The sequence below is a fragment of the Halobacteriovorax sp. HFRX-2_2 genome (assembly GCF_043196705.1).
Taxonomy (GTDB): domain Bacteria; phylum Bdellovibrionota; class Bacteriovoracia; order Bacteriovoracales; family Bacteriovoracaceae; genus Halobacteriovorax_A.
The window spans coordinates 73,296-97,177 of the sequence record NZ_JBEBMT010000003.1 but is presented as its reverse complement, the minus strand read 5'-3'; the positions used below and the strand labels follow the sequence as shown (position 1 = coordinate 97,177).

Here is a 23,882-nt window from a genome sequence, read left to right as displayed (position 1 = left end):
ACAAAGAAAACGGCCAAAAAGACTGCAAAGAAAGTAGCTAAGAAAACGGCCAAAAAGACTGCAAAGAAAGTAGCTAAGAAAACGGCCAAAAAGACTGCAAAGAAAGTCGCTAAAAAAACGGCCAAAAAGACTGCAAAGAAGGTTGCTAAGAAAACGGCCAAAAAAGTAGCAAAGAAAACTGTAAAGAAAACTGCCAAAAAAGCTACAAAGAAAAAATCAAAATAAAAAACATGGCCCTCGTTTGAGGGCCTTTTCTTATAAAACTCTACTCTTCAAAAAATAAAACTTTATCACTATTTCGGAGCATAAATCCCTTTATGTGATCATTCATATCAACAAATAATTTAAATACCTTCTCTTCCTGAGGAAGTGAGCTATCAAATGCTTTATTAAATAACTTGATATTCTTACAAACGACAGATGATGCATAATAAGTATCTGAAGTTTCATAATAATTAAATGTTCTATCCTCACCTTCACCGCTATATTTACCAAGATATACGCTAACTGTAGAAATACTTCCTGACTCTTCTTGTTCGGCCGTATAACAGCTCGCTGAAGAAACTGTAGCTAAATCAACAATTCTTAAAGTTTGTAGGCCCGCTACTGCATAAAAATTAAATGCACTTACTAAAATTACCAAAGCTAATTTCATAAACTCTCCTAAATATTTTTTCCATATTTAGCATGGCCAATGAGACATAAATACTCCCCTGAAGTATTTACAATAAGCTAAAGAAGCGCGTGGGCAATAGAGAAATAGATAATGATTCCCGTCACATCGCAAATTGTTGCAACAAAGGGAGTTGAAGCAGTGGCCGGGTCAAAGCGAAGCTTCTTAAGTAGAAAAGGAAGCATTGATCCAACGAGAGTTCCCCACATCACGATACAAATAATACTGCACCCTACAATGAGAGAGATACTTGCAAAGTTTACGCCGTAAACTTCGTTTGCATGCGGCCAAAAATAAATTCTCATGAAACCAAAGATTCCGAGAATAAATCCCATAAATAGGCCAGAACCTAACTCTCTTAAAAAGACACGAAGAGAGTCACTATTTTTAACTTCACCAAGAGCAAGGGCGCGAATAACAAGCGTTGATGCCTGCGCCCCAGAGTTTCCACCTGATGAAATAATAAGAGGAATGAAAGTTACAAGTGCAACTGTATGTGCAATAGCAGCTTCAAAGTGAGTCATGGCAGTGGCCGTAAGCATTTGCCCAATGAAGAGAATAACAAGCCAACCAAGACGTTTCCTTGTCATCTCAAAGAAGCCAACTTCAAGATAAGGAGCATCAAGAGATTCAACGGCCGCGATTTTTTGCATATCTTCTGTCGTCTCTTCCTCGACGGCCTTGATAATATCATCAATTGTAATGATCCCTTTCATACGGAATTCTTCATCAACAACCGGTAGAACAACTTGCTCAAAACGACTGAAGACACGACCAATTTCTTCCTGATCCATATTATCTGGAATGGCAATAAGGTCATCACCCGTTGTCATTAGCTCTGAAATCTTTTGGCCGTCGCGAGCACCAAAGAGCTCACGTAGAGATACCACCCCTACTAGCTTTTGAGCAGTGTCGATAACGTAGGTATAGTAAATCGTTTCAACGTTACTAAGTGTTTGAGTACGAATGTAGCGAATGGCCTCTTCCACCATCATATTTGCACGCAGGCGAATATAATTGGAATTCATAAGACCACCGGCAACGTCTTCGGCATAGGCCATAAGGGCCATAACTTCAACGCGAGCATGTTTAGCTAAGAGAGAAAGAGTCTCTTCTACTTGCTCATAATCCAGAAGTTGTAAAATATCGGCCAAGTCATCATAGGCCAAATCATTTGCCCAACGTCTTTTAAGGTCGCGGTCAAATTGTTCAAAAAGATCAGCTTGGTAATTTGAATCAAGGGAGTCAAAGAAGTCCTGGGCCTCTTCTTCTGACATACTATTGAAAGTCGACAGACGCTCGGACTCAGAAAGAGAAGGCCAATCTTTTAGGGCAATACCAATTTTGGTAAATTGCATTGTGTTCTCAATTTCTGGATGAGTTTCGTTTGTCATTTATTTTGCTCCCACAAAATACTAATCGACGTTTCAAGTACAAACTTTAATAAAATTAGCTAGTTAGATTTTGACATTACATCTTTACTGGCACTTTCAAAAACGGCGCACCATCTTCTTCATTAAAAATGAACTCTCCCCCATTCATATTGTATTGAATACTAGGGATTAAAAGTCGAGGAGCACTTAAAACAGCATCACGAGATGTTCTAAAGTCCAAGAACTCTTCTTTAGTAGTACTTGCCTTACACTGTATATTATTGCGCTTTTGCTTGCCCACAGTTGTCTTAAAAATAATCTCACGTCCACCTGGGCCGTAATCATGGCCGACATATATACTACAATTATCATCGAGAGAGTAAATTTTTTGAATCGACTCATAAAGATCGTCAGCACTCCCCTTTGGAAAATCGCAACGGCCAGTTCCCATATCAGGCATAAAAATAGCATCCCCTACAAAGAGTGCTTCCTTATTAATGTATAAACTCATACAAGCAGGAGTATGCCCCGGAGTCTCAATAATTTCGACTTCGAGATCTTCTGCGACTTTAAAGACCTCACCTTCACGAGTTAACAAATCAAATTGAGAGCCGTCTTCTTTTACCTGAGAACGGAAGGCCCCATTAAAAACGTTTTGTACCTTTTTAATATTTTCATGAATGACGATCTTAGCACTAGGGTAATATTTCTTTAGGCTCGACGCACCAGAAAGGTGATCCGCGTGAACATGGGTTTCAAAAATATATGAAAGCTCTAGATCGTTCTCTTTTAAGAACTCATCAATGAGTAAAACTTCTTTTGTTGACACTGATCCACTCGCGTAGTCAAAGTTTAAAACAGGATCAACGACAATGGCCTTCTTTGAAATCAAAGAGTAAATGATATAAGTCAGAGTATTAGTGTCTTTATCAAAAAAAGAGTGGATCAACATTTAAAATTCTCCTAATCCTTGAGGGTATATTTGCACCGCGCATCACAAAATGAAATTCACTTAAAAATTCACTTAAGTTTTGGTGATTAAAGGATTATAATCCAATCAAATAACATTTTAAAATTTTTATTAAATTAGACAAAGGAAATGTATCAATGTCAGCATTACGCTTTTATTTGACTAACTCCGTTGCTAAAAAGCAAGTAATGGGAGTTACGGGACTACTTCTGTGTGGTTTTCTACTATCACACATGCTTGGTAACTTTTTACTAATGGTTGGAGCAGACGCTTTTAACAAGTACGCTTACACGCTTACTTCAAACCCACTTATCTACGTTGCAGAAGCTGGTCTTCTTGTAATCTTTTTAACTCACCTCTTTATGGCCCTGAAACTTACGATGGAAAATAAAGCAGCTCGTCCAGTTAATTACTACATGAAGCAACCAACAGGACGTGGAGCAACTTTCGCATCTTCAACTATGCCATACACTGGTATGCTAATTCTTTTCTTCATCATCATGCACTTAATTAACTTTAAGTATGGTGCTGTATATATGACAACATTAAATGGAATGGAAGTTCGTGACCTTTACAAGACTGTAATTGAGTACTTTGCTTCTCCTCTTAATGTGGGAATGTATGTAGTTTTCATGATTGTTATTGGAATTCACGTATCTCACGGGTTCTGGTCAGCATTCCAATCAATTGGATTTAACCACCCTAAGTATATGCCAGCGATCAAGTTTCTTTCAAAACTATACGCTGTTGTCTTAACTGTTGGATACTCAACAATCGCAATTTGGTGTCACGTTAAGGGAGGAATGTAATGACTAATATGAATATCAAAAAAATGGATGGAAAAGTTCCTGCTGGTGACGATATCACTAAAGTATGGACTCAACATAAGTTTAATATGAAACTTGTTAACCCTGCCAACAGACGTAAGTTTGAAGTAATCGTTGTTGGTTCAGGACTTGCTGGTGCATCTGCTGCAGCAACTCTAGGTGAGCAAGGTTATAATGTTAAGTGTTTCTGCCTTCAAGACTCTGCAAGACGTGCTCACTCGATTGCAGCTCAAGGTGGTGTTAACGCTGCTAAGAACTACCCAAATGATGGTGACTCAATCTGGCGTCTATTCTATGACACTGTAAAAGGTGGAGATTACCGTGCACGTGAAGCTAACGTTTACCGTCTAGCGGAAGTTGCAAATAATATTATCGACCAATGTGCGGCACAAGGTGTTCCTTTTGCTCGTGAATACGGTGGGACTCTTTCTAACCGTTCATTTGGTGGTGCTCAAGTATCACGTACTTTCTATGCTAGAGGACAAACTGGTCAACAGCTTCTTCTAGGTGCTTACTCTTCTCTAATGAAAGAAGTAGGACGTGGAAAAGTTCAAATGCTAACTCGTCGTGAGATGGTTGATCTAGTAATGGTTGACGGTCGTGCACGTGGTATTATCACAAGAAACGTAATCACTGGTGAATTCGAAAAGCACGCAGCAGATGCAGTTCTTATGTGTACAGGTGGATACGGAAACGTTTACTACCTATCAACGAACGCTATGACTTCAAATGGTTCAGCAGCATGGAAGGCCTATAAGAAAGGTGCAATGTTTGCTAACCCATGTTTCACTCAAATTCACCCAACTTGTATTCCAAGACACGGTGAAAACCAATCGAAACTAACTCTTATGTCAGAGTCTCTAAGAAATGACGGACGTGTTTGGGTTCCAAAAGTAGCTGGAGACCACAGAGCACCAAATGATATTCCAGAAGAAGAAAGAGATTACTACCTAGAAAGAAAGTATCCTTCATTTGGTAACCTTGTTCCTCGTGACGTTGCTTCTAGAAACGCAAAAGAACAAATCGACCAAGGTAAGTCAGTACGTGCTGGAGAAGAAGCAGTTTACCTAGACTTCGCTACAGCAATCGCACGTGATGGTGAAGATGCTATTAAAGAGCGTTACGGTAACCTTTTTGATATGTACGAAAGAATTACTGATGAAAACCCATATAAAGTTCCAATGAGAATTTACCCAGCTGTTCACTACACAATGGGTGGACTATGGGTTGACTATAACCTTCAAACAACTGTTCCAGGATTATTTGCTCTTGGTGAAGCTAACTTCTCTGACCACGGTGCAAACCGCCTAGGTGCTTCTGCACTTATGCAAGGTCTAGCAGATGGTTACTTTGTTGCACCATTTACAGTTCCTAATTATTTAGCATCTGAAAAACTTATGGGTAATAAAGTTGGAACTGATCACCCAGAATTTGATAAGGCCCTAACAGAATCAAAAGATAGATTCTCTAAGCTACTTTCAATCAATGGGACAAGATCAGTTGAATCAATTCACAAAGAACTTGGTCAAATCATGTGGAACCATGTTGGTATGGCAAGAGATGAAAAAACTCTTAAGGCCGGAATTGAAAAGATTAAGAAACTTCGTGAAGTATTCTGGAAAGACGTTAAAGTTACAGGAACAGCAGATGGGATCAATATCGAGCTTGAAAAAGCTAACCGTCTTGCAGACTTCCTAGAGCTTGGTGAGCTAATGGCACGCGACGCTCTTGAAAGACCAGAATCATGTGGTGGTCACTTCAGAGAAGAGTCTCAGACTGAAGAGAATGAGGCCCTAAGAAATGACAATGACTTCTGTCACGCAGCTGTATGGGAATACATGGGTGAAGGTAGTGAGCCAATTAGAAACGTGGAAGAACTAGACTTCCCTAACGTTCCACTAACACAAAGAAGTTACAAATAAGAGGTATATGATATGAGTAGCAATAATAATATGACACTTCATCTAAAAATCTGGCGTCAAAAGAATCGTGAAGATAAAGGTCAAATGGCCGACTATACTTTAGAAAACGTTTCTCCGGATGCTTCATTTCTTGAAATGCTAGATCAGTTAAACGAAGAACTTATCCCACAAGGTGTTGAGCCAGTAGCTTTCGATCACGACTGTCGTGAAGGTATCTGTGGTATGTGTTCTCTAATGATCAACGGTCAAGCACATGGGCCAGAAGCAGAAACAACAACTTGTCAGCTTCACATGAGAAAATTCTCAGATGGTGACACGATTGTAATCGAGCCATTTAGAGCAAGAGCTTTCCCAGTAGAAAAAGACCTTATGGTTGATCGTAGTGCATTTGATGAAATCATCGCAGCTGGTGGTTTCGTTTCAGTTAACACTGGTAACGCACAAGATGCTAACGCAATCCTAGTTCCAAAAGAACAAGCTGACCTAGCAATGGATGCTGCTGCATGTATTGGTTGTGGAGCTTGTGTTGCTTCATGTAAGAACGCTTCTGCTATGCTTTTCGTATCGGCTAAAGTTTCTCAAATGGCACTTCTTCCGCAAGGACAAGCTGAAGCTTCTCAACGTGTTCAAAACATGGTTAAGAAGATGGATGATCTTGGATTTGGTAACTGTACTAACGAAGCAGAATGTGAAGCTTCATGCCCGAAAGGAATTGAGATCACAAATATTGCTCGTATGAACAGAGAGCTACTAAAAGCAGCTGTTACTTCTAAGACGACACCAACTGTTTAATTAAGTTAATTAAATTCAGATAAAATAAGGGCCTACAAATGTAGGCCTTTATTTATTGTAAGCTCCAACTTCACAGCGTAGAATAAGTGAAAGGAGCATTTATGAAAGTATTAATTTCTCTCTTAATGACAACACTTACACTCGCATTATCACCGGGTGACAAAGCGCCGCAATTCACACTTAAAAATCAAAATAACGAAATAGTAAAGCTCTCGGCTTTCAAAGGAAAGAAAGTAATTCTTGAGTGGTATAACGACGGCTGTCCCTTTGTGAGAAAGCACTACGATTCAATGAATATGCAGCAAACACAAGCTCTTGCGAAAGAAAGTGGATATCACTGGCTTTCCATCAACTCATCTAATGTTGGTAAACAGGGATATATCAAGGACGCACAAGCTGCGAAGAATCGTCTTCAAGTTGAAAAATCTCAAGCGGCTCACTTTCTCATTGATACGGACGGAACAGTTGGCAAGCTTTATAATGCCAAGACGACTCCTGAGATTTTCATCATCAACGAAAATGGAATTATCGAATATATGGGTGCCATTGACAGCATCCCTTCGGCCGACAAAAGTGATATTCAAAACGCTCGAAACTATGTTAAAAACGCACTAGGACAACTAAAAGAGAATAAGAAAGTAAGTCCAGCACGAACGAAACCGTATGGATGTAGTGTTAAGTACTAATGTTTATTTATAACGAAAATACCCAATTATTTGTTAAAAAGATCAGACTCATGGCATGTGATATCTTCGCAAGTATTGGGCTATCTTTTAAACGCTCACGCCTCCATTATAAAGGCGTCATGTACCCACTTACATTTGTCGTCAATGACTCTGATAAGATCCTAGGCTTCTACGATCCACTGATTTATCAGATTGGTATCAATAAATGCTTTCTTACAATTAACGACGACAAGCTCTTAGAAAATGTTTTAAAGCATGAGCTGGCCCATTTCCTAGTCCATATTGAATGTGGCATCCACGAACAGGCCCACGGAGTGGAGTTTAGAAATATATTTAAACGCTTTGGTTGGGACGAGAGCTTTTCAAAGTCTCAAGTCAACCTTACGGCCTTCGTTAAAACAAATGATAATATTACGGCAAAGATTCAAAAGCTTCTTGAACTTGCCAAGTCGGAAAATGAATTTGAGGCCAAGCTTGCAGCAAAGAAGGCCAACGACCTCATCCAAAAGCATAACCTGAATAAGCTTAAGCTTAATCATTTAACACGATCAGATTTTGATATGAAGGAATTTGAAGACACCTATGTCAGACGTGTTGCCTCATTCAAAAGACGAAATATTCTTCACGACTGCCTCTACGATATTCTAAAGGAATATGCTGTCTCACCAGTTTTTAGCTCAGGCCGCGGTGGTGGTTATCTTGAAATTATCGGGGCCAAAGAGAATGTTGAGGCCGCTCACTTTATCTATGACTATACAGTTAATGCAATAGAAGGCCTATGGAAGCAGGCAAAGAAGACATCAAATTTAAAAGGTGTTCGAGCACGTAACTCCTACTATAAGAGTTTTACCAAGTCGTTTCTAAATGAGTTAAAAGGCCACCAAAGTAAACAAATCAGCTCCCGTGAGCTCATTCATATAAAAGGCCTAGCAGAGGCCCACAGAAATCGCGTCTACCCTCGTGTCTCATCACAAACAAGTCAAGCAACAAGCTTTGATGCAAATGCATGGAATCTTGGCGCTAAGGCAGGAAAACAATTTAAAATGGGTAAAGGTATTGGCCAAAAATCAGGGACGAAACTTCTAAGTAACTAAAATCTAGTTAGATATCTTTCTTCGCAAAATCTCTTAATATTTTGCCTGAATTACCGATATGATACAGGTAAAGCGGAGATCTAATGGCGAAGATAGCAAATTCCAAAAAAATTATTAAAGGATTTATCACTCAATGTACGATGGTTTTTAAATCATATGAGTACCATGTTGTTGAGTCTAAGAATAAGTCCAACCTTTGGCACTTTAGCGTCTCTAAAGATGACAAGAAATACGTCGTCTACTGCACAAACTCACTTGAAAAAGTACAAGGAATTATCAAGATTGCTCTTAAGAAACTTCCTGAAGATACTAAGCTTGTCGTTATCTGTGACAACTTCTCTCCAGAGGATCGCACAAAGGCAGAGTCTAACTCATACACGATTACTGACTTAGGTACGATTAAGAAATATGGTATTGATTTACTAGAGGCCAAGCAACGAGAAACTTTGGCAAAAACTCGAAGAGCTGCTTAGTTATTTAGACACTCTTTTTATCTGCGCCGTAAATCCACTTGTGCTGCTGACCAATCACTCTAAAAGGCCCACCTTCTAATTGATTCCACTCTTGAATATCGATGAATCTCTGCATTGGAAATTCTTCACTTGGTTCAAAGCATGGAGTTAAAACCCAAGGAAACTCAATTGGACCTAAACTCTCCTCAAGCTTTCTGTAAGCACCTAGAGTATAATCAAAGTCCTTACGATCAGCGATAACTGCTTTAAGCTGAAATTTTCCATCATAGTTTTGGGCAAGCTTTTCAATTAGAGATAAGCGAGTTTGAACTCCAGTAGAAGGAGTTTTAAGATCAAATGAAATATAGTCGAGATTTTCAAAAACCTCATCAACAACACGTGTTCCAGCTGCTTCAATATTTAGCTTAAAGCCTTTCTCTTTTAGAAATTTTGAAAGGGCCACAACACTTGGAACATGCTTAGGATGAAGAGGATCTCCACCAGTAATTGAAATCCAATTAATTTTTCCTTGATAAGACTCTTCTAAAACCTTTTCAAAGATCGATTCAATTGATGTTGGTTCAATTTCAAAACTCCAAGTATCCATTGAGTCACAATTAATACAACCAACGGCACAACCTTGAAAACGCACGAAGACCTGTGAGCGTCCAACAAAGACTCCCTCTCCTTCTGTAGCGCGGTAAATGTCGTTAATAAGATACTGTTGCATTGAAAAACCTTCTTAAAGGGTATTTATATAGCATAAGGCCTTAAAATGTCATATATTTAAAAGTAAATCGAGTAATTGCTACATGAAAAATGGCCCAAAGGAAGAAATATGATTGATATAGATGAACAATTTCGCGCAGTCATCGCTGATTTACAGGCCGGCAAAAGACCAAATTGCACTTATACCAAAGAAGACTTCAGCGTCTTTAAGGCCCGCTTTGAGGAGCTAAATCGCGAAGAAAATTGGGAGGCGCTCATTCCCCTTCTATGCTTACTCGATAATACAATTACTCTCGATCATATTATCTACCCCGAAATCATGGATTGCTTGGCACTATGCCATGACCCAGAAGTCCTAACTCTATGCCTTGGAGTGGCCAGAAAACAAATTATCGATGAATTTCATAAAAGAGGCGAAAGGCTGCCTTTTGATTTTCTTGAGGCCCTAGAAAAACTTGTCGGTCACCAGAACCCAGAAGTCTTTGAATGGACACTACGCCTGATTGAGTCACTCGGTTCACAGTCGATCTATTTTAAAAAGGCCGTCTTAGAGGCAAAACCAGGCTTCTTTGCACGCTTTAATCAACACAAGAAGGCCTGTGTGGAAATAATTGAACTGCTTGAACGCCGCTGGCAATAGTGTGTTACAATTTGATTCATGGATAGAAAGTTTAGCGCCAACGACAATTTTGAATTACTAAAGAACGAACGCAATATTGCTAATAGGCAAATGTACCAAATGCAGCCTTCACAAGAGGTTCAAGTTCAAATCTTTCCAGACAAGAGTGTAACACCCACAAAATTTATTCCAAACACAACAATGCCTGGTACTTTCAGGGCCCACCCTACAACAATTGCGGCCATGAGAAGTGATCTCTTTGCTAATATGTATGACGAAGCATTTGAAGAACTGAGTGCGATAATCACGTGTTCAGGCTGTAAAACAGAGGTTGATAAGCAATTTTGGAAGTTTTGTCCTCACTGTGAAGCATCGTTTCCAAAAAACTAGCTCTAAACTATTGATATTCCATGACAAAGTAATCCTTTGTAAGAAAAATACCTTTTACTAACACCTCCCCGACCAGTAAATTCTTTCTACAACACACGAACACAATATTTGTTGTGCGTAATTGTTTTGCCTAAGCGCAAAACTAAGGTTACAAACAACTTGTTTCACTGGAAGAAACACGGCACAAGGGAGTCGAAATGAACAGAGCTAACTCGTATCTATCGGACAAGCAAATAGCTGCACTTAAAGATGCGCTACTTGCTGACAAAGAAAGAATTCTTAACAAAAACAGTGAGAAAGAGCAGTATTGCATGGACAAGAACGAACTACTTGACCCTCTAGATGAGGCAGTAGCAAACGTTCAAACATCGCAGGAAATTCGTTTCAGAAATCGTGAAAACTTCTACGTAAAGAAAATCAACAAAGCACTGACAAAAATCGAAAAAGGTGAATACGGCCTTTGCGATGAGTGTGATATTGAAATTGGTTTTGATCGCCTGATGGCGAGAAATACTGCTGAGCTTTGCATTGCATGTAAGGAAGAAGCTGAGCATGAAGAGAAATCGAATGTTTACTTAAAGCGTTCTAAATCTCTTGGAAAGACAATTGCTGAAATTGGAAAAAGATAAAAAATAAGGCCTCATTAGAGGCCTTTTTTATTTGTGCTTATTTTCTAAAGTAACTAATGCTTAATAATTCAAACTCATCTGCAATATGATATTGCCCCGTTGAGAATTCCGCTGAATTAGCGATTCCGCTATCAATGACACTCTTTCTTATATCTTTGATCTCATCTCTTTGAGCATCAAAGTACAGAACGTAGACTTTTGAAGAAAGCTTATCAACTTTCTTAGCTCTAAGCCCCTGCTCGCTTAAGAACTTTTGTAGATCGACAATATTGGCCTGATCAACAGAAACGATAAGCTTATCACTTGCTATACTTTGACAGGCACCCTTACTATCTTGGGCCAGGCCAATGCCTGAAAACTTAAGGCCATGATCTTTTTCAATATTTGCCCTTAGACAGTAGTCGACCTTCTCATAAGAAATACGAAAGGCCATTGAAAGCCTTGGGCCACACAGTCCATAAGAGTGAATCATATCTATTTTTTCGGCCTCAAATTTTTGTTCATGTAAGTATTGAACGACTTGGCCTAGAACTTCATCACGATTTGTATTAAGACTTACTTGATCATTAAAGGATGCAATTTTCGTACGTCCTTGGTCTTCTTTATACCAACATGTATCGTTATTTACCGAAATTAACGGACCTGCATAGATAAATTTACCTAGGAGTAATGAAAGTAAAGAGATAATTATTTTGTTCATAAACTTTCATCGGTATTTAAAGCACAAAATTTAGTGTAGACTTAACTTATGACAGGCAATGATTACGAGATCAAACTAATTGAGAAGATCACTCGGACATTTTACACCAAGGCCATTAATGATGTTTTTATTGGCTATCACTTTAGAAAAATAACGGCCAATAATGGCCCTCTAGCAAATATTGATGACTTCAATGAGCACTTAGAGGTTATCAACGCCTTTTGGCAGGCACAGTTATTAGGAATAAAATTTCCACGTCCTGCGGCCCACCTACTTGAGGCCCATGAATACTTAAATATCCACATGGGCGAACTTGGACGATGGGTAATGCTGTTTAAGGAAACATTAGAAGAGTATAGAGAAGAAAATCCTGAGTTTATTAATGCATGGGAAGTTAAGATCGATGCTTTCCAAACAGGATTTAAGAAGTACTTCTTTAAAGAATAAAAAGGGATAGGCAAAACAGGAGATCGATATGTTAAAACTTGAAAAGAATTTTCAAAACTTAACACTCAACTCTTTTCCATCGAAGCTAGCACTTCTATGTATTCTCTTACTTGTTGTCGGACTTGGTAGCTATCTGAGCTTCAATAATAAACTTGGTCAAAAGGATCTTCTGCTCTTTCTCTTTACTCCAACAATCGTTTTATCACTTCTTAAATATCGTCATCTTGAGATGAGTAAACCCAGAAATACAGCAAGGCTTGTTGCCCGCTCACTACTAAGGAAGCAAATCACTCAATTTGGGCTTGATGAAATTAAAAGAGTCGAACTCTTAAGAACCAGAGGAGCCACGGCATCAAATCACGCCATTCAAATACGTTTAAAAAGCGACAAATGCTTTCTTATTACCAGTAGTGATATCATAGGAACAAATAAGAAGTTAGAAGAGTATCACGAAGAAATTAATCAGTGGCTAATGGACTAATCACACTCTTCTTTTGTTTGTGGTTTTTTGGCCTTGTAGACTTGTTTAACAAAGTCCACAAGAACGGGCTCACTAGCAACATCATCAAATAGCCAGTTGCGAGCATAGTATTGATTAAGCTTATATGCTGCCAAACAAGCTTCCTGAGATGTTAAGTATTGCACAACAATCATTTCAACTAATCTAACCTTAAAGCGCTTTGGTGAACCCACAATGCAGCCAGCAGGATAATCCTTACAGTCTAAATGTCGCCCCTCTTCTTTTAATCCAATACGAACTTCTTCAATTGTATTGTCAAACTTATAGGCCATATCAAACATTTCTAAAGGAGTATAAATATCCTTTTCTGAACATGATGACATAACAAAGAATGATGAAAGAAAAAAGAAAATGCTAATACGTTTAAACATATTAGCATTTTATCATTTAACGGCGTCTGCCGCGAGAATTTTTTGATGTACGAGATGGTGTACGAGTGCTTGTTCGTGAAGTAGTCTTCTTTTGAGGAAGCTGCCCTCTACGAGCAACTTTCTTTGTCGCCTTCTTAGCACCAGATTTCTTTGTCATAGACTTTAAAAAGATCGGATCAATCTTTAGAGTATCCTGATTCTTAATGGCCTCATTGATTTGACCAATTAATTTCTGATCCTTTTTTGTCACAAAGTTGTAAACACTTCCAGCTCTTCCGGCACGTCCCACACGGCCAGAACGGTGGATATAGTAAACAGCTTCAAATGGAAGGTCATAGTTAAGCACCCACTGAAGAGTCTTAATATCAATCCCACGAGCGGCCATATCTGTTGTGATAAGAATACCACCTGTTGCTTTATACTTTTTAAAGTTCTCACTTCTTTCTTTTGCTGTGATATCACCATGAGAAACATAGAGATTTTTTACAAGATTGGCCTGCTTCATATAATTATATACTTCAACGGCCTTCTCTTTTTGGTTAACAAAGATAATCCCACTACCCTTTGCTTCTTTCTTAATGAAAACATCAAGCATGGCATTCTTCTCTGTATAGTCCAGAGCGATATTAAATGTTTCAATTGTTTGAGAAAGTCCATGAGAGCCAATTAAGCTTACCGACTTAAACTCCATTCCTGAAAAGAACTCGGCCTTTAGCATATCAAAATCATCTGCCATCGTTGCAGACACAAGACATGCTTGATACGGCGAAGTAAGGTGGCGACGAATTGCCTTAAGCTCACGCATAAAGCCCATATCAAGTAGCTGATCAGCTTCATCAATCACGAGATACTCAAGGTCATCTAGACGGATCTCTTTCTTTTCAAGCATCGACTTGATACGACCAGGTCCACCAATAAGAATATCAAAGGTTTGCTTTTTAAGAGTGCTTACTTTCTTACCTTTTTCACCACCAAGAGCAAGACGAACACGTAACTTTGCATGGTGAGAGATCTTCTTACATTCATCAGAAACCTGCATCGCAAGCTCTTTGATTGGGAGTAAGATGATGGCACGAGGAGAACCAGCTTTTTGGTTCTTTAAGTCAGATTCTGTTTCTTTTAGCTTTTGAAATAGAGGAAGAAGATAACTCAGGGTCTTTCCGCTACCTGTTTGGGCCTGTACCTGAAGATTGTGGCCATCTAGAAACTCTGGAATTGCTTCTGACTGAACTTCTGTCGGCTTAGATAGCTTATTTTCCTTTAAGAAACCTGCAAACAGGTCCATATCAACGATTTCAACAAATTCTTTTGTGTTTTTTGCCATTTTGTACTCTCCTAAATAGACAACTCCGCTCGCGACCAGTATTGGTCTACGCAGAAATAAATGGGGGGATCTTTTGATCCCCCGATATTTAACACAATGTTTCTTAAATTAGAAGTGTAGTCTGAAGTTTACAGAGTGAATTGTTGAAATTTTCACACCTTGTACTTCTGAAGTGATTGGTTGCTTAAGAGAATACATGAAATCCATGAATCCTAGCTTAAGTCTTGGAGTTAGAGTTAGGTGTTCAGAGTCAACCATCCCTCTTACAGTAACAGCTAGTCTTTCCTTCCAAACATGGAACATTACGTCTGTACCAGCATAAACTCCATCAGCAAAATCATAACCATCTCTCATGTGGAAACCTACGAATGGACGAACTCTCATATTTGAAAGGTTGAAGCTATAATCAGTATGCATACGGTAACCAATTTCTGGCTCATATAATGGAAGATAACCTTCATCATTTTCAATCACTGTCGCAAGTGCGATATCTTGGATCTTAAACATTGTTCTGAAGTTTGATAGCCAGTGAAAACCATAAGTGATGTCGGCCATCGCATAAAGAGTCATATTTTGATCAAGGTTTTCAGTATCGATAACATCACCTTCACCAGCAATTGCATCTTGATCAAGAACACGTCTTACGTCAGCACGATATAAACCGTAAAGAGAAAATGAACCAAAGTGTCTTTCATTCTTATAATCAAAATTAAGACCAGCTGTAACGTCTGCTTTTACATAAGCATCGATAATTGGTGCCATTGAACCAGAACCTGCAAATGGAATCGCTGTTCCACCAAGAGCATCAGTTAGCTCAGCTTCAAATTGAGTTTTTTCTGCACCAGATAAACCTAGAGCAGTTGCCAGTTGTGAAACAGTAGTAGTTGTTCCAGCAAGTACATCATTAAGAACTGACTGAGTAAGCTTATCTTGAAGAATAGTCTTCGTTTCCGCATCTACTGGGATAGCGTTAATAAGAGTATCAGTTTCAATATTTTCTTCACCAATTCCAATTAGTGAACCAACATTAACACCAAGTCTAACGCTTGGACTGATTAGCCCTTTAAAAGCATTAAATGATGGAAGAGGAACTCCTACTTCAACATTTAATCTAAGGTTTTGTTCCGTATCAGCATAAGCAGAAAGTACATCCGCTGCCGCTTGATCAGGATCAGCTGCATCTGAAGCATCAGATACATCACCTACTAGTTCCATAAGGTCTGTATTAGCATAAACTGACATATCAACGAGAAAGTCATGCCCAGCCTCTCTTAGGAATTCTTGAGTTTGAAATTTGTCTTCCATTAAGCGAAAACGATCCTGTACATCATAATTAGCATCGGCCGCAAAAGTCATTTGTCCTGCTAAGAGCGTAGCAAACGTCGCTCTTACTAAAAAAGATTTTTTCATTTATTTGTCCCCTTCCGTGGTTAAATCTTCTTAATTGTCTTAACCAATATTAACACGGAATGAATTCTAAAAATTAGTAGGAAAATTTATATAATCCCTTTAAAATAGAAAGGAAATTAATTGAAAATTAACAAAGGTTGACTATGCAGGTTGGTTTTATCCACAGCACTTCTAATGAAAATAAAGAAATCATTATCTCAGTTAAAGAGTTCTTCTTTAAGGAAGAAAATAACGAATTAATTATTTCTGAAAACGGTGGAAGCATCAAGGTTCAGGTTGATGATGACTGCTTAGTCCTAAAGTTAATTCAAAAAATTCAGGATGCAAAACTTCAAGAAACACCTCTTCAAGAAGGCTCGACTTACTTCATGGAAGTTGGAGAAAGACTTAGCTACAAAAGAAGTGAATTCAAATTAAAAACTCTCTCTCATGCTCAACAGTTACCTGACGAGTTTGAAGTCACATCTGAAAAAGATGAAGATGACCTAGGTCTTGATGAAGTACAAAGCTTCCATCACCTAGAAGACCAAGAGTCACTTGAAGAGATCAAAAAAGCGACTCAAGATAGCTCTCCTTCATTTGAAATGACAAGTAGTGATATGCTTACAAGAGATGAATCTGATGATGACTCCGACAGTGACGAAGAAGATATTTCATTTATTATCGATACTAATGAAGATCAACCAGCACAGCAAAAAGTAGATGAAGATACTGACTCTCTTAGTATCACTCAAGTTCTAAACGTCGCTCGCCTGCAAAATGCAGAGGCCGAACAAGAAAAGAAGGTTGCAAAACAAACTGAACATATCAGCCGCCCTCTAGGTGGAAGTAAGAAGAAGAAAAAAACAAACAAAAATACGAAGAAGAAATCGACAAAATCAAAAGAAGCCTCAGGCCTTAAGCTAGGAACTGCCCGCGACTATGAAGGTGCAAAAATAAGAAAGGCACAACAGAAGAAGAAAAAAGCAAAACAGAATGAAAATAAGTTAGTGGGGCCATTTACTCGCTTTGTGAGTGCCCTATCACTAGTCTTTGCAACCACGATTATTTCAACACAAGTAGAAGTTGAGGCCATCGAGTCTTTAAGTGTTAAGCTGGCCGACTTGGCCAATACTGAACTTGCAAAATATGTTGAGTTTTCACTAAGTCCAGATATTGCAAAAATCTTTATCGTTCTTTTTGGAATCTTATTTGTTTCCAACTTAGTATTTAGTGTGTCGCCAACTCTCTTTATTAGTGGAGCGACCACTTCTGGCTCATTCCTATCAAAGAGGGCCAAGGCCGTACTTAGAACACCACTAGATTTAATTGCACACCTTATTCCTCTTTTTGAGATGCCTGTGATTTTTGATACTCCCTCACTAAAAGAGTTAATCACTCGAGGACGTATTACTTATCGAGTAAAAGGTTTCAAGTTTATTTCACTTATTAACTTAGCTATTTTTACTCTCCTAGTAATTGGTTATCCAATTATCCAGGAAGGCTTTTCAGATACCGCAGCACCAACACAAATCAATGTTTCTAAAGAACTTGGAAAAAGGCCATTAAAGATCAAAGAGCTTCTTATCTCAAAGAAATTCTCACAAGAGCATATTATTCTTAGAGTTGGTGGGTCTAGGCCAAGCTACTTTATCATTAACAAAGACTCGGCCAACACATATGTCGTTAAAATGACAGATTCGATGCCATTTGAAAGATTTGAAAATAGCTTTAGCTCAATTCCATTCTTTAAGTACCGCTACCCTTACCTAAGTTCATTTTATAAGGATGAAAAGTCGAGCTACTTAACAAGAGAAGACTTTGGAAAATTATTCTGGGCCGGTGAGATCATTAAGGGCCGATCGACTAAAGACCTTGTCCATGTTGATCTACTCGCTATTGGCCAATCAAAGAAAGCATTTTCAGAATTTAAAATGGATTATAAGCAGTATCGAAACTTGAATAAATTCACTTCATTCTATCGAGGAAGTAGTGATGAGATTTATCTCTACATCGCACAAGATCAAGTTATGCAATTTGCTAAGGTTGGCGGCAATATGAAATCAAGTGAGCTTGAAGGCTTTACTTTCCTAGCAAGGCCAAAGGTTAAAATTGAATATATCGACAGTGTTGAGAAGGCCTTTCAAGGGACAAATAAATCAATTTTAATGAGCCAAATTGCAGAGATCAACCAACTTGTCTCTCTTAAGGACAACGGTGAAAATCGCGCCTCATTCGTAAAATTTGCCAAGGATCTGGCCAAATTTTTACAAGGTAGTACAAATACTGTTGGACAAGAAGCGGCAAAAGAAATATTAAAGCTAAGTACTTTAAATAATTAAAGTTAGTAGAAATATTTCAACAGTCGAGTTACGACAAAGGGTGATCTATGCGTATTCAAGATCAAGTCAAAGAACACTTCAAGTTCAAAGTTGTCCACGAAGATAAGAACTCAGGAGCAAGAGCAGGTGTTATCACAACTCCTCACGGAGAAATCCCAACACCAGTTTTTATGCCAGTTGGTACTCACGGTGCAATTAAAGCACTTCCACCAAATTTCCTAAAGGATCTGGACACTAAAATTATTCTTTCAAATACATACCACCTTCACCTATCACCAGGTTCAAAACTGGTTCAAAAAGCAGGTGGACTTCATAAATTTATGAATTGGGATAGACCAATTCTTACAGACTCTGGTGGATTCCAGGTATTCTCTCTTCAAAGAAAGAGTATCAAGGAAGAAGGAGCAGAGTTTAAAGATCACAAAGGTAAGGCAATTATGCTTTCGCCTGAGACATCAATCCAAATTCAACAAGAGCTTGGATCAGATATCATGATGGCATTTGATGAGTGTATTCCGTACCCTGCAACTCGTGAGTACACAAAGAACTCAATTGATCGTACTCACCGTTGGCTGGATCGTTGTATCGACGCTTGGACAAATCCAAAGCAAGCGCTATTTGGAATCATCCAAGGTTCAACTTACGATGACTACAGAGATGAGTGTCTTGATGAGCTTGTTAAGCGCGACCTTCCAGGCTATGCCATTGGTGGTGTCTCTGTTGGTGAAGGGCCTGAGCTGATGGAAAAGATCGTTAAGTACACAGGACCTAAGATGCCAAAGGATAAACCACGCTACGTAATGGGCGTTGGAAATCCAGAAGACCTTTGCATGATTTGGGAATATGGAATCGATATGAGTGACTGTATCATTCCAACGAAGTTTGCACGTGGTGGAACACTATTTACAAAACGTGGGAAAATCAGAATTCGTCACAAGAACTATCGTCGTGACTTCTTTCCAATTGAACCAAATTGTAAGTGCTACTGTTGTGAGAACTTCACACGTGCCTACGTGAAGCACTTATTTGACTCAAATGAGATTCTAGGACAAGTTCTAGCGACGATGCACAATATTGAGTTCTATAAGAATATGGCCGAAGAAGCTCGTGAGGCCATCTTAAACGATCGCTACAATGAGTGGAAAGCTGACTTCCTAAAAAGTTACAATAAAGACGACGGTGCAAAAAACTAATTAAGTATTCAATATAAGGGACACTCATGTGTCCCTTTTTCTTATAAACTTTTCAGATATATAGACCCATTTTACATTCTAAGCTAAAACCTCGTATGAGGAAGTTCTACTTAGTTTTACTAATCACATTTATTACCACGACAAAGCTAACCATGGCCAAACGCTATATTGGTGGTGATGAGTGGAATAGACAGAAAATAACGAAGGAAACTTTCCACGTTCAAGAAGCGACAACGAAAGAATTAATTCTAAGAACAGTAAAAGTCGTCAATGAAAGACAAAAGAAAGTTGGAACGGCCTTTCTTTATAAGCAAGATGAAACAACATATACCTTCTTAACTAATTTCCATGTTATCTCAACTCACAGAGAATGTCGTGATTCAAAAATTCTTATTATCAACGAAGAGTTTAAAAAGTTCCGTGCAAAGTGTGAAAAGATTCTCGACTCTGGTAGCATAAAATCCGGATCAGATTATACCTACTTTAAAGTTAAAAAAACCAAACGCATTTCATTTCTAGAAAACCTAAGTGATATAAGCTTAAACTTCCCCACTCCTAAAGCAGGAGACCAATTAGTATCTGTTGGCTTTGGTGCTGGCAAGGCCGACCTTAGAAGATATGATGCAAGCATTATTCAAGATAAGGATTGTGTCTACCTAGCAGGAAATATCGATTTAATTTTCAACAAAGACAAAGTAAGAGACGTATTCTTTACGGCCTGTGATGCACAATCGGGAGACTCAGGTAGTGCGATCATGAACAGTGACACAGGTGATATCATCGGGCTCTTTTTTGGAGTGGCCGATCAAGATAAGAATAATCCCCTATCCACAAGTGAGATTTGGGATAATATCGGAACAGACTATTTGGATTTCTATACAAATTCTTCCATGTCGATTGATTTAAAAACAATTCAAATGAAATAAAAAAGGAGCACCACGTGCTCCTTCTTTCTTATGCTTGATTGATTGCGCTTGAAATAATTTTTGTCAGCTTTTGAAGGTCTTCAAATTTCACATTATGGAAAAGAGAAATTCTAAATTGGTTCTTACCAAGTTTTCGATAAGAATCGATTCCGTTCACAACACCTTGTGCTTCAAGTACTTTAATTAGCGCTGCCGCTTCATACTTATCATCCACGTTGATTGTCGCAACAGAAGTTGAGCGATATTTTTCATCTGCAACATACGCCTCTAAGAAACTTTCTTCCTGGGCCCAACCATAGATCATATCAGCTTTCTTGCGTGCAAGATCAACGGCATTCTTTTGTCCACCTTGTGAGTTCATAAGTTTTACTTGCTCATTAAGGAAGAAAAGAGTTGAGATACTTGGCGTATTATATGTTTGATTCTTTACTGAGTTATCAATAGCTGTCTGCCAATTCATAATTCCTGGGATATAGCGATCAGTTCCATTAATTTCTTGTGCTCTCTTTAGTGCTTTTGGTGACATGATAGCAACAAATAGCCCACCCTCAGAAGCAAACACTTTCTGCGGAGAAAAGAAATAGCAGTCAATTTTTGAAATATCTAATGGAATCTGTCCCGCACCACTTGTTGCATCAACAGCAACGAGAGTATCGTCATTTACATTTGGAATAGTCGTTGTCTGAACACCAGTTGATGTTTCATTAAGAGTGAAACAGATCATATCTGCATCAGCATGCACATCAGAGCCTTGTGGTTCACAACCTTGACCGTACTCACTTACAACTTCTTGTGCTTCAATCCATGGGATTCCATTATGTGACTTAAACCACTTATTTGAAAACTCTCCACATGTATAGTGAACACTTTTATTACGAACAAGACCAAGTCCAATCATATCAAAAAGAAAAGTAGCACCACCGTTACCCATAACAACTTCATAACCCTCTGGTAAGTTGTAAAACTTTGCTAGGCCTTCTTGAATCTCTTTCACAAGATTTTTCACGGCCGGCTTACGATGAGATGTTCCCAAAAGATTTGCTTTTGTTTCAGCAAGACGTACTGAAAACTCAGTTGGTATTAAAGATGGACCTACACCAAATCTTGGATCACTTGGAATTAATTCACTAGGTACCTTATAATTTTCGAACATATTTAAAATCCTTTTTAAGTGGTTAGGGGTATTTTAATGAAAATGCTAGTATTTGAAAACAAATAAGAAGTTGTCAAACCTTGAAAACTTCTTAACAATTATGACATGAAAATATCTCGTTCCTTACTTCTATGCATTATATGCATACTTCCATTTTCTATAGCTGCTAAGGATCTTAGTATTCCTGGCGAATTCTCACTTGGAATTGGGAACTTGACGAAGTATGTCGGTAAGATCCAAACCGATATTGATGGTGGTAGAAATTACTTCACATTCAATCCTTTCATTAGAGCAAATTATCGAACAGATATTCCGTGGCAAAAGGCCCTTAATCTTGAAGCGGGACTAACGATCCCTAAGTCAAGTGAGGATAGCGCTGTTACAGTAACGAATTTCTGGATTCATGCCCTTCTTGAACATACATTTACTCAAAGCTTTAGAATGCATGCAGGCCTTGGCGTTTTCTTTACCTATACGGCCATGGATGGTGAGATTCAAACATTAGGAAATGGAATGTCGACGCAGCAATTCTATACTCCAGAAGATTACCAAACTGCTGTTAATAATATTGTCATCCTCGGCGGGGACTACTTATTTAATAAGACGTACTTTGTTAATGGACAATTAAGTGTCTTCAATATTGAAGATGGTGACGAGCGAGCATTCAGCTATGCTTTATCGTTAAACTATACATTTGGAAATAAATAATGAAGCTTATTCTCTGCTTACTTTTTTCGACGTATTCATTCGCATTTACAATCAATGCAAATATTCCAATCCGTTTTTCAAATCCAGAAATACGTGTTGATGTTGCAGACAATGCCTGTGCAAATATTACGGACTCGGCAGATGAAATCATGGATATGGTAGAGATTGCAGCAAGTGAGTACTGGAATAAAATTGCAACAAGTAGCCTTCATCTTAAGGGCGGTAATATTTTAACGGTTGATGCAGATTATACGACTGAACAAATCTGCGCCGCAGGTGAAGCTGGCTGCGTCAGTCAGGTTCCAAGTACGAATACGCAAATTTTAATCGTCTGTAATAGCAATAATACAGTTTTTACTTCAACTGGAATTTTAGCTGTTACTCTTCCAAATAATCTAAGTGGTACCCAAATCCAGGGCTCTGTTATTGGACTCAATGATATCGCAGGTACTCGCTACAACGACCAAACAAGAGCGCAAAAGATTGCTCTTTTTGCACATGAAATCGGCCACGCTTTTGGCCTTGGGCACTCTTCAAAAGAAAGTTCTCTAATGTACTTTAGAAACCTCACTGGCCGAGAAACAATTGGGCAAGATGACTGGGACGGGGCCACATACCTATACCCAAAAGAGCAAATCCCAATGTGTGGCTCAATTGCACCGGTTAAGGATAGTGCCAATCTCGGTGGTCATATTAATGAGGAAATTGAAAAAAAGATAAGTACGCAATATTCTGAACGCCCATCAGCAAAGGATTCCGCCGCCTTGATCGCAGGTCTGGGCATGTTATTATTGGTCTTAGTTACATCTAAGAAATTTGCACAAGCAAAAATTTATTAACAAAAGACAATATTTTACTAAAGTATTGTCAGTAAGTACCGATAATCACATTATGGAATCAAAGTCAGGTAAATTTATTATTGGAATTCTCATTATTTTCTTATTCAAGATTACTGTTGCAGATAATATGAGAGACTCCAAATCACAGAAAGTAACAATCTCAGTTCTTAAGTAAGAGCTAATTTTGTAAAGTGTTCACCTCTTTTGACGTAATTTGCGTATTGGTCAAAAGAAGGAAATGCCGGTGAAAATAAAATAACATCTGCACTAAATCCTGCTTTAAATATCTCATCTAAATTTTCAAAATATTCAGATTCAATCTCAAAATTTAATTCACTTAAGACTTTTCCAGACTCTCCAAAAAAGAGAATCTTTTTAATCTGATTTTTAAATGGCAAGAGCTTTTCTAGCTGATTATCACCGTGTCCTCGAAGCTGGCCACCAATAATGAGTTCTACATCCCCTAGATCCTTAACTCCATTTAATGCAGTTAGTGTCGCTTCCCAATTTGTCGATTTTGCATCATTAAAGAAGTAGTGCCCTTTATCTTGCTTAATCATTTGCAAGCGATATTCAACACCATTAAAGACCTCACAGGCCCTTTGGAAGGCCTTAATATTACCTGTAAACGCATCCCACATAAGATAGACAAAGTACGTATTCACAAGATTATGTTCGCCGTAGATCTTTAGTTTACTAGGATCAATAACTTCAGATAGTTCTTCCTTAACCTTTTCAATTGAAAGGTCCAATTGATGCTCATTGCGAATTACATACTCATTCTTGACTTCTAAATCATTAGGAAGAAAGGCAA

The 23,882-nt window shown here is 38.4% G+C and carries 27 protein-coding genes and 1 pseudogene; 18 read left to right on the top strand and 10 right to left on the bottom strand.

The genetic code is table 11. The annotated features are described in order from the left end of the window. Positions 1-225: hypothetical protein (locus tag ABMA79_RS10985; RefSeq protein ID WP_393092560.1), on the top strand; the 225-nt coding region annotated here is incomplete at its 5' end. A 40-nt stretch (positions 226-265) separates the two neighbouring features. On the opposite strand, the gene ABMA79_RS10980 is transcribed toward ABMA79_RS10985, so the two are convergent. From ABMA79_RS10980 to ABMA79_RS10970, 3 genes are all read right to left on the bottom strand, one after another. Beyond that, on the bottom strand, positions 266-655 hold the full coding sequence (locus tag ABMA79_RS10980) for a hypothetical protein (RefSeq protein WP_393092557.1): 390 nt from the start codon (positions 653-655) through the stop codon (positions 266-268). 77 nt (positions 656-732) lie between these two features. Continuing rightward, positions 733-2,067 carry a magnesium transporter gene (gene mgtE, locus ABMA79_RS10975; protein WP_393092554.1) on the bottom strand — a complete coding sequence of 445 codons (1,335 nt, stop codon included), beginning with the start codon at positions 2,065-2,067 and terminating at the stop codon, positions 733-735. A gap of 76 nt (positions 2,068-2,143) precedes the next feature. Then, positions 2,144-2,998, bottom strand: coding sequence for an MBL fold metallo-hydrolase (locus ABMA79_RS10970; RefSeq protein ID WP_393092550.1), 855 nt, complete (start codon positions 2,996-2,998; stop codon positions 2,144-2,146). 155 nt (positions 2,999-3,153) lie between these two features. On the opposite strand from ABMA79_RS10970, the gene ABMA79_RS10965 reads away from it, so the two are divergent. The 6 genes from ABMA79_RS10965 to ABMA79_RS10940 all read left to right on the top strand — a co-directional run bounded on the left by ABMA79_RS10965 (position 3,154) and on the right by ABMA79_RS10940 (position 8,810). Continuing rightward, positions 3,154-3,825: a succinate dehydrogenase cytochrome b subunit gene (locus ABMA79_RS10965; protein WP_392860362.1), complete on the top strand. Its 672-nt coding sequence runs from the start codon at positions 3,154-3,156 to the stop codon at positions 3,823-3,825. Then, positions 3,825-5,765 (top strand): fumarate reductase/succinate dehydrogenase flavoprotein subunit, encoded by a 1,941-nt coding sequence (locus tag ABMA79_RS10960; protein WP_392860360.1) that lies wholly within the window; start codon positions 3,825-3,827, stop codon positions 5,763-5,765. Before ABMA79_RS10965 ends, ABMA79_RS10960 begins: the two co-directional genes overlap by 1 nt. A gap of 30 nt (positions 5,766-5,795) precedes the next feature. After that, the gene (locus tag ABMA79_RS10955; RefSeq protein WP_040314528.1) at positions 5,796-6,557 is read left to right on the top strand and encodes a succinate dehydrogenase/fumarate reductase iron-sulfur subunit; all 762 of its coding nucleotides are present in this window, start codon (positions 5,796-5,798) and stop codon (positions 6,555-6,557) included. A 101-nt stretch (positions 6,558-6,658) separates the two neighbouring features. Beyond that, complete coding sequence (locus ABMA79_RS10950) at positions 6,659-7,243, top strand: redoxin domain-containing protein (RefSeq protein WP_393092548.1); 585 nt, start codon at positions 6,659-6,661, stop codon at positions 7,241-7,243. Next, complete coding sequence (locus ABMA79_RS10945) at positions 7,243-8,337, top strand: SprT-like domain-containing protein (RefSeq protein ID WP_393092545.1); 1,095 nt, start codon at positions 7,243-7,245, stop codon at positions 8,335-8,337. Before ABMA79_RS10950 ends, ABMA79_RS10945 begins: the two co-directional genes overlap by 1 nt. An 83-nt stretch (positions 8,338-8,420) precedes the next feature. Then, positions 8,421-8,810 (top strand): hypothetical protein, encoded by a 390-nt coding sequence (locus ABMA79_RS10940; RefSeq protein WP_392860354.1) that lies wholly within the window; start codon positions 8,421-8,423, stop codon positions 8,808-8,810. Between the two features lie 4 nt (positions 8,811-8,814). On the opposite strand, the gene ABMA79_RS10935 is transcribed toward ABMA79_RS10940, so the two are convergent. After that, positions 8,815-9,519 carry a 4Fe-4S cluster-binding domain-containing protein gene (locus ABMA79_RS10935; protein WP_393092543.1) on the bottom strand — a complete coding sequence of 235 codons (705 nt, stop codon included), beginning with the start codon at positions 9,517-9,519 and terminating at the stop codon, positions 8,815-8,817. 108 nt (positions 9,520-9,627) lie between these two features. Between ABMA79_RS10935 and ABMA79_RS10930 the strand changes: the two genes are divergently transcribed. The 3 genes from ABMA79_RS10930 to ABMA79_RS10920 all read left to right on the top strand — a co-directional run bounded on the left by ABMA79_RS10930 (position 9,628) and on the right by ABMA79_RS10920 (position 11,156). After that, complete coding sequence (locus ABMA79_RS10930) at positions 9,628-10,158, top strand: hypothetical protein (protein WP_393092541.1); 531 nt, start codon at positions 9,628-9,630, stop codon at positions 10,156-10,158. An 18-nt stretch (positions 10,159-10,176) separates the two neighbouring features. Further along, positions 10,177-10,527: a hypothetical protein gene (locus ABMA79_RS10925; protein ID WP_393092539.1), complete on the top strand. Its 351-nt coding sequence runs from the start codon at positions 10,177-10,179 to the stop codon at positions 10,525-10,527. Between the two features lie 197 nt (positions 10,528-10,724). Continuing rightward, entirely contained in the window at positions 10,725-11,156 is a 432-nt protein-coding gene (locus ABMA79_RS10920; protein WP_021267338.1) for a TraR/DksA C4-type zinc finger protein, read from the top strand. Positions 11,157-11,193: 37 nt separating this feature from the next. Here the strand turns inward: ABMA79_RS10920 and ABMA79_RS10915 are convergent, their stop codons facing one another. Further along, positions 11,194-11,856 carry a hypothetical protein gene (locus ABMA79_RS10915; protein ID WP_393055430.1) on the bottom strand — a complete coding sequence of 221 codons (663 nt, stop codon included), beginning with the start codon at positions 11,854-11,856 and terminating at the stop codon, positions 11,194-11,196. A 48-nt stretch (positions 11,857-11,904) separates the two neighbouring features. Here ABMA79_RS10915 and ABMA79_RS10910 point away from each other — a divergent pair, with 48 nt between their 5' ends. Then, positions 11,905-12,303, top strand: coding sequence for a hypothetical protein (locus ABMA79_RS10910; protein WP_393092536.1), 399 nt, complete (start codon positions 11,905-11,907; stop codon positions 12,301-12,303). Positions 12,304-12,331: 28 nt separating this feature from the next. Further along, positions 12,332-12,784, top strand: coding sequence for a hypothetical protein (locus ABMA79_RS10905; RefSeq protein ID WP_393055424.1), 453 nt, complete (start codon positions 12,332-12,334; stop codon positions 12,782-12,784). Here the strand turns inward: ABMA79_RS10905 and ABMA79_RS10900 are convergent. From ABMA79_RS10900 to ABMA79_RS10890, 3 genes are all read right to left on the bottom strand, one after another. Next, on the bottom strand, positions 12,781-13,194 hold the full coding sequence (locus tag ABMA79_RS10900) for a hypothetical protein (RefSeq protein WP_393092534.1): 414 nt from the start codon (positions 13,192-13,194) through the stop codon (positions 12,781-12,783). The genes ABMA79_RS10905 and ABMA79_RS10900 overlap by 4 nt on opposite strands. Before the next feature lie 16 nt (positions 13,195-13,210). Continuing rightward, positions 13,211-14,518, bottom strand: a complete 1,308-nt coding sequence (locus tag ABMA79_RS10895; RefSeq protein WP_393092532.1) for a DEAD/DEAH box helicase — start codon at positions 14,516-14,518, stop codon at positions 13,211-13,213. A gap of 108 nt (positions 14,519-14,626) precedes the next feature. Next, positions 14,627-15,928, bottom strand: a complete 1,302-nt coding sequence (locus tag ABMA79_RS10890; protein WP_393092530.1) for a hypothetical protein — start codon at positions 15,926-15,928, stop codon at positions 14,627-14,629. 143 nt (positions 15,929-16,071) lie between these two features. On the opposite strand from ABMA79_RS10890, the gene ABMA79_RS10885 reads away from it, so the two are divergent. The 3 genes from ABMA79_RS10885 to ABMA79_RS10875 all read left to right on the top strand — a co-directional run bounded on the left by ABMA79_RS10885 (position 16,072) and on the right by ABMA79_RS10875 (position 20,368). Then, positions 16,072-18,249 (top strand): hypothetical protein, encoded by a 2,178-nt coding sequence (locus ABMA79_RS10885; RefSeq protein WP_393092527.1) that lies wholly within the window; start codon positions 16,072-16,074, stop codon positions 18,247-18,249. A gap of 47 nt (positions 18,250-18,296) precedes the next feature. Beyond that, on the top strand, positions 18,297-19,442 hold the full coding sequence (tgt, locus tag ABMA79_RS10880; protein WP_392860340.1) for a tRNA guanosine(34) transglycosylase Tgt: 1,146 nt from the start codon (positions 18,297-18,299) through the stop codon (positions 19,440-19,442). A 95-nt stretch (positions 19,443-19,537) separates the two neighbouring features. Further along, the gene (locus ABMA79_RS10875) at positions 19,538-20,368 is read left to right on the top strand and encodes a serine protease (RefSeq protein ID WP_393092524.1); all 831 of its coding nucleotides are present in this window, start codon (positions 19,538-19,540) and stop codon (positions 20,366-20,368) included. Between the two features lie 28 nt (positions 20,369-20,396). On the opposite strand, the gene ABMA79_RS10870 is transcribed toward ABMA79_RS10875, so the two are convergent. Beyond that, positions 20,397-21,521, bottom strand: a complete 1,125-nt coding sequence (locus ABMA79_RS10870) for an aminotransferase class V-fold PLP-dependent enzyme (protein ID WP_392860336.1) — start codon at positions 21,519-21,521, stop codon at positions 20,397-20,399. A gap of 105 nt (positions 21,522-21,626) precedes the next feature. Here ABMA79_RS10870 and ABMA79_RS10865 point away from each other — a divergent pair, with 105 nt between their 5' ends. Genes ABMA79_RS10865 through ABMA79_RS10855 form a run of 3 tightly spaced genes read left to right on the top strand, consistent with a single transcriptional unit; the run spans position 21,627 to position 23,243 of the window. Beyond that, positions 21,627-22,229 carry a hypothetical protein gene (locus ABMA79_RS10865; protein ID WP_392860335.1) on the top strand — a complete coding sequence of 201 codons (603 nt, stop codon included), beginning with the start codon at positions 21,627-21,629 and terminating at the stop codon, positions 22,227-22,229. Next, a complete protein-coding gene (locus ABMA79_RS10860; RefSeq protein ID WP_393092521.1) occupies positions 22,229-23,068 on the top strand; it encodes a matrixin family metalloprotease in 840 nt (279 codons plus the stop codon). Before ABMA79_RS10865 ends, ABMA79_RS10860 begins: the two co-directional genes overlap by 1 nt. 52 nt (positions 23,069-23,120) lie before the next feature. Continuing rightward, positions 23,121-23,243: a hypothetical protein gene (locus tag ABMA79_RS10855; protein ID WP_021267166.1), complete on the top strand. Its 123-nt coding sequence runs from the start codon at positions 23,121-23,123 to the stop codon at positions 23,241-23,243. On the opposite strand, the pseudogene ABMA79_RS10850 reads toward ABMA79_RS10855, so the two are convergent. Then, positions 23,236-23,882: pseudogene (locus ABMA79_RS10850) on the bottom strand (hypothetical protein); the annotation flags it as partial. The gene ABMA79_RS10855 and the pseudogene ABMA79_RS10850 overlap by 8 nt on opposite strands.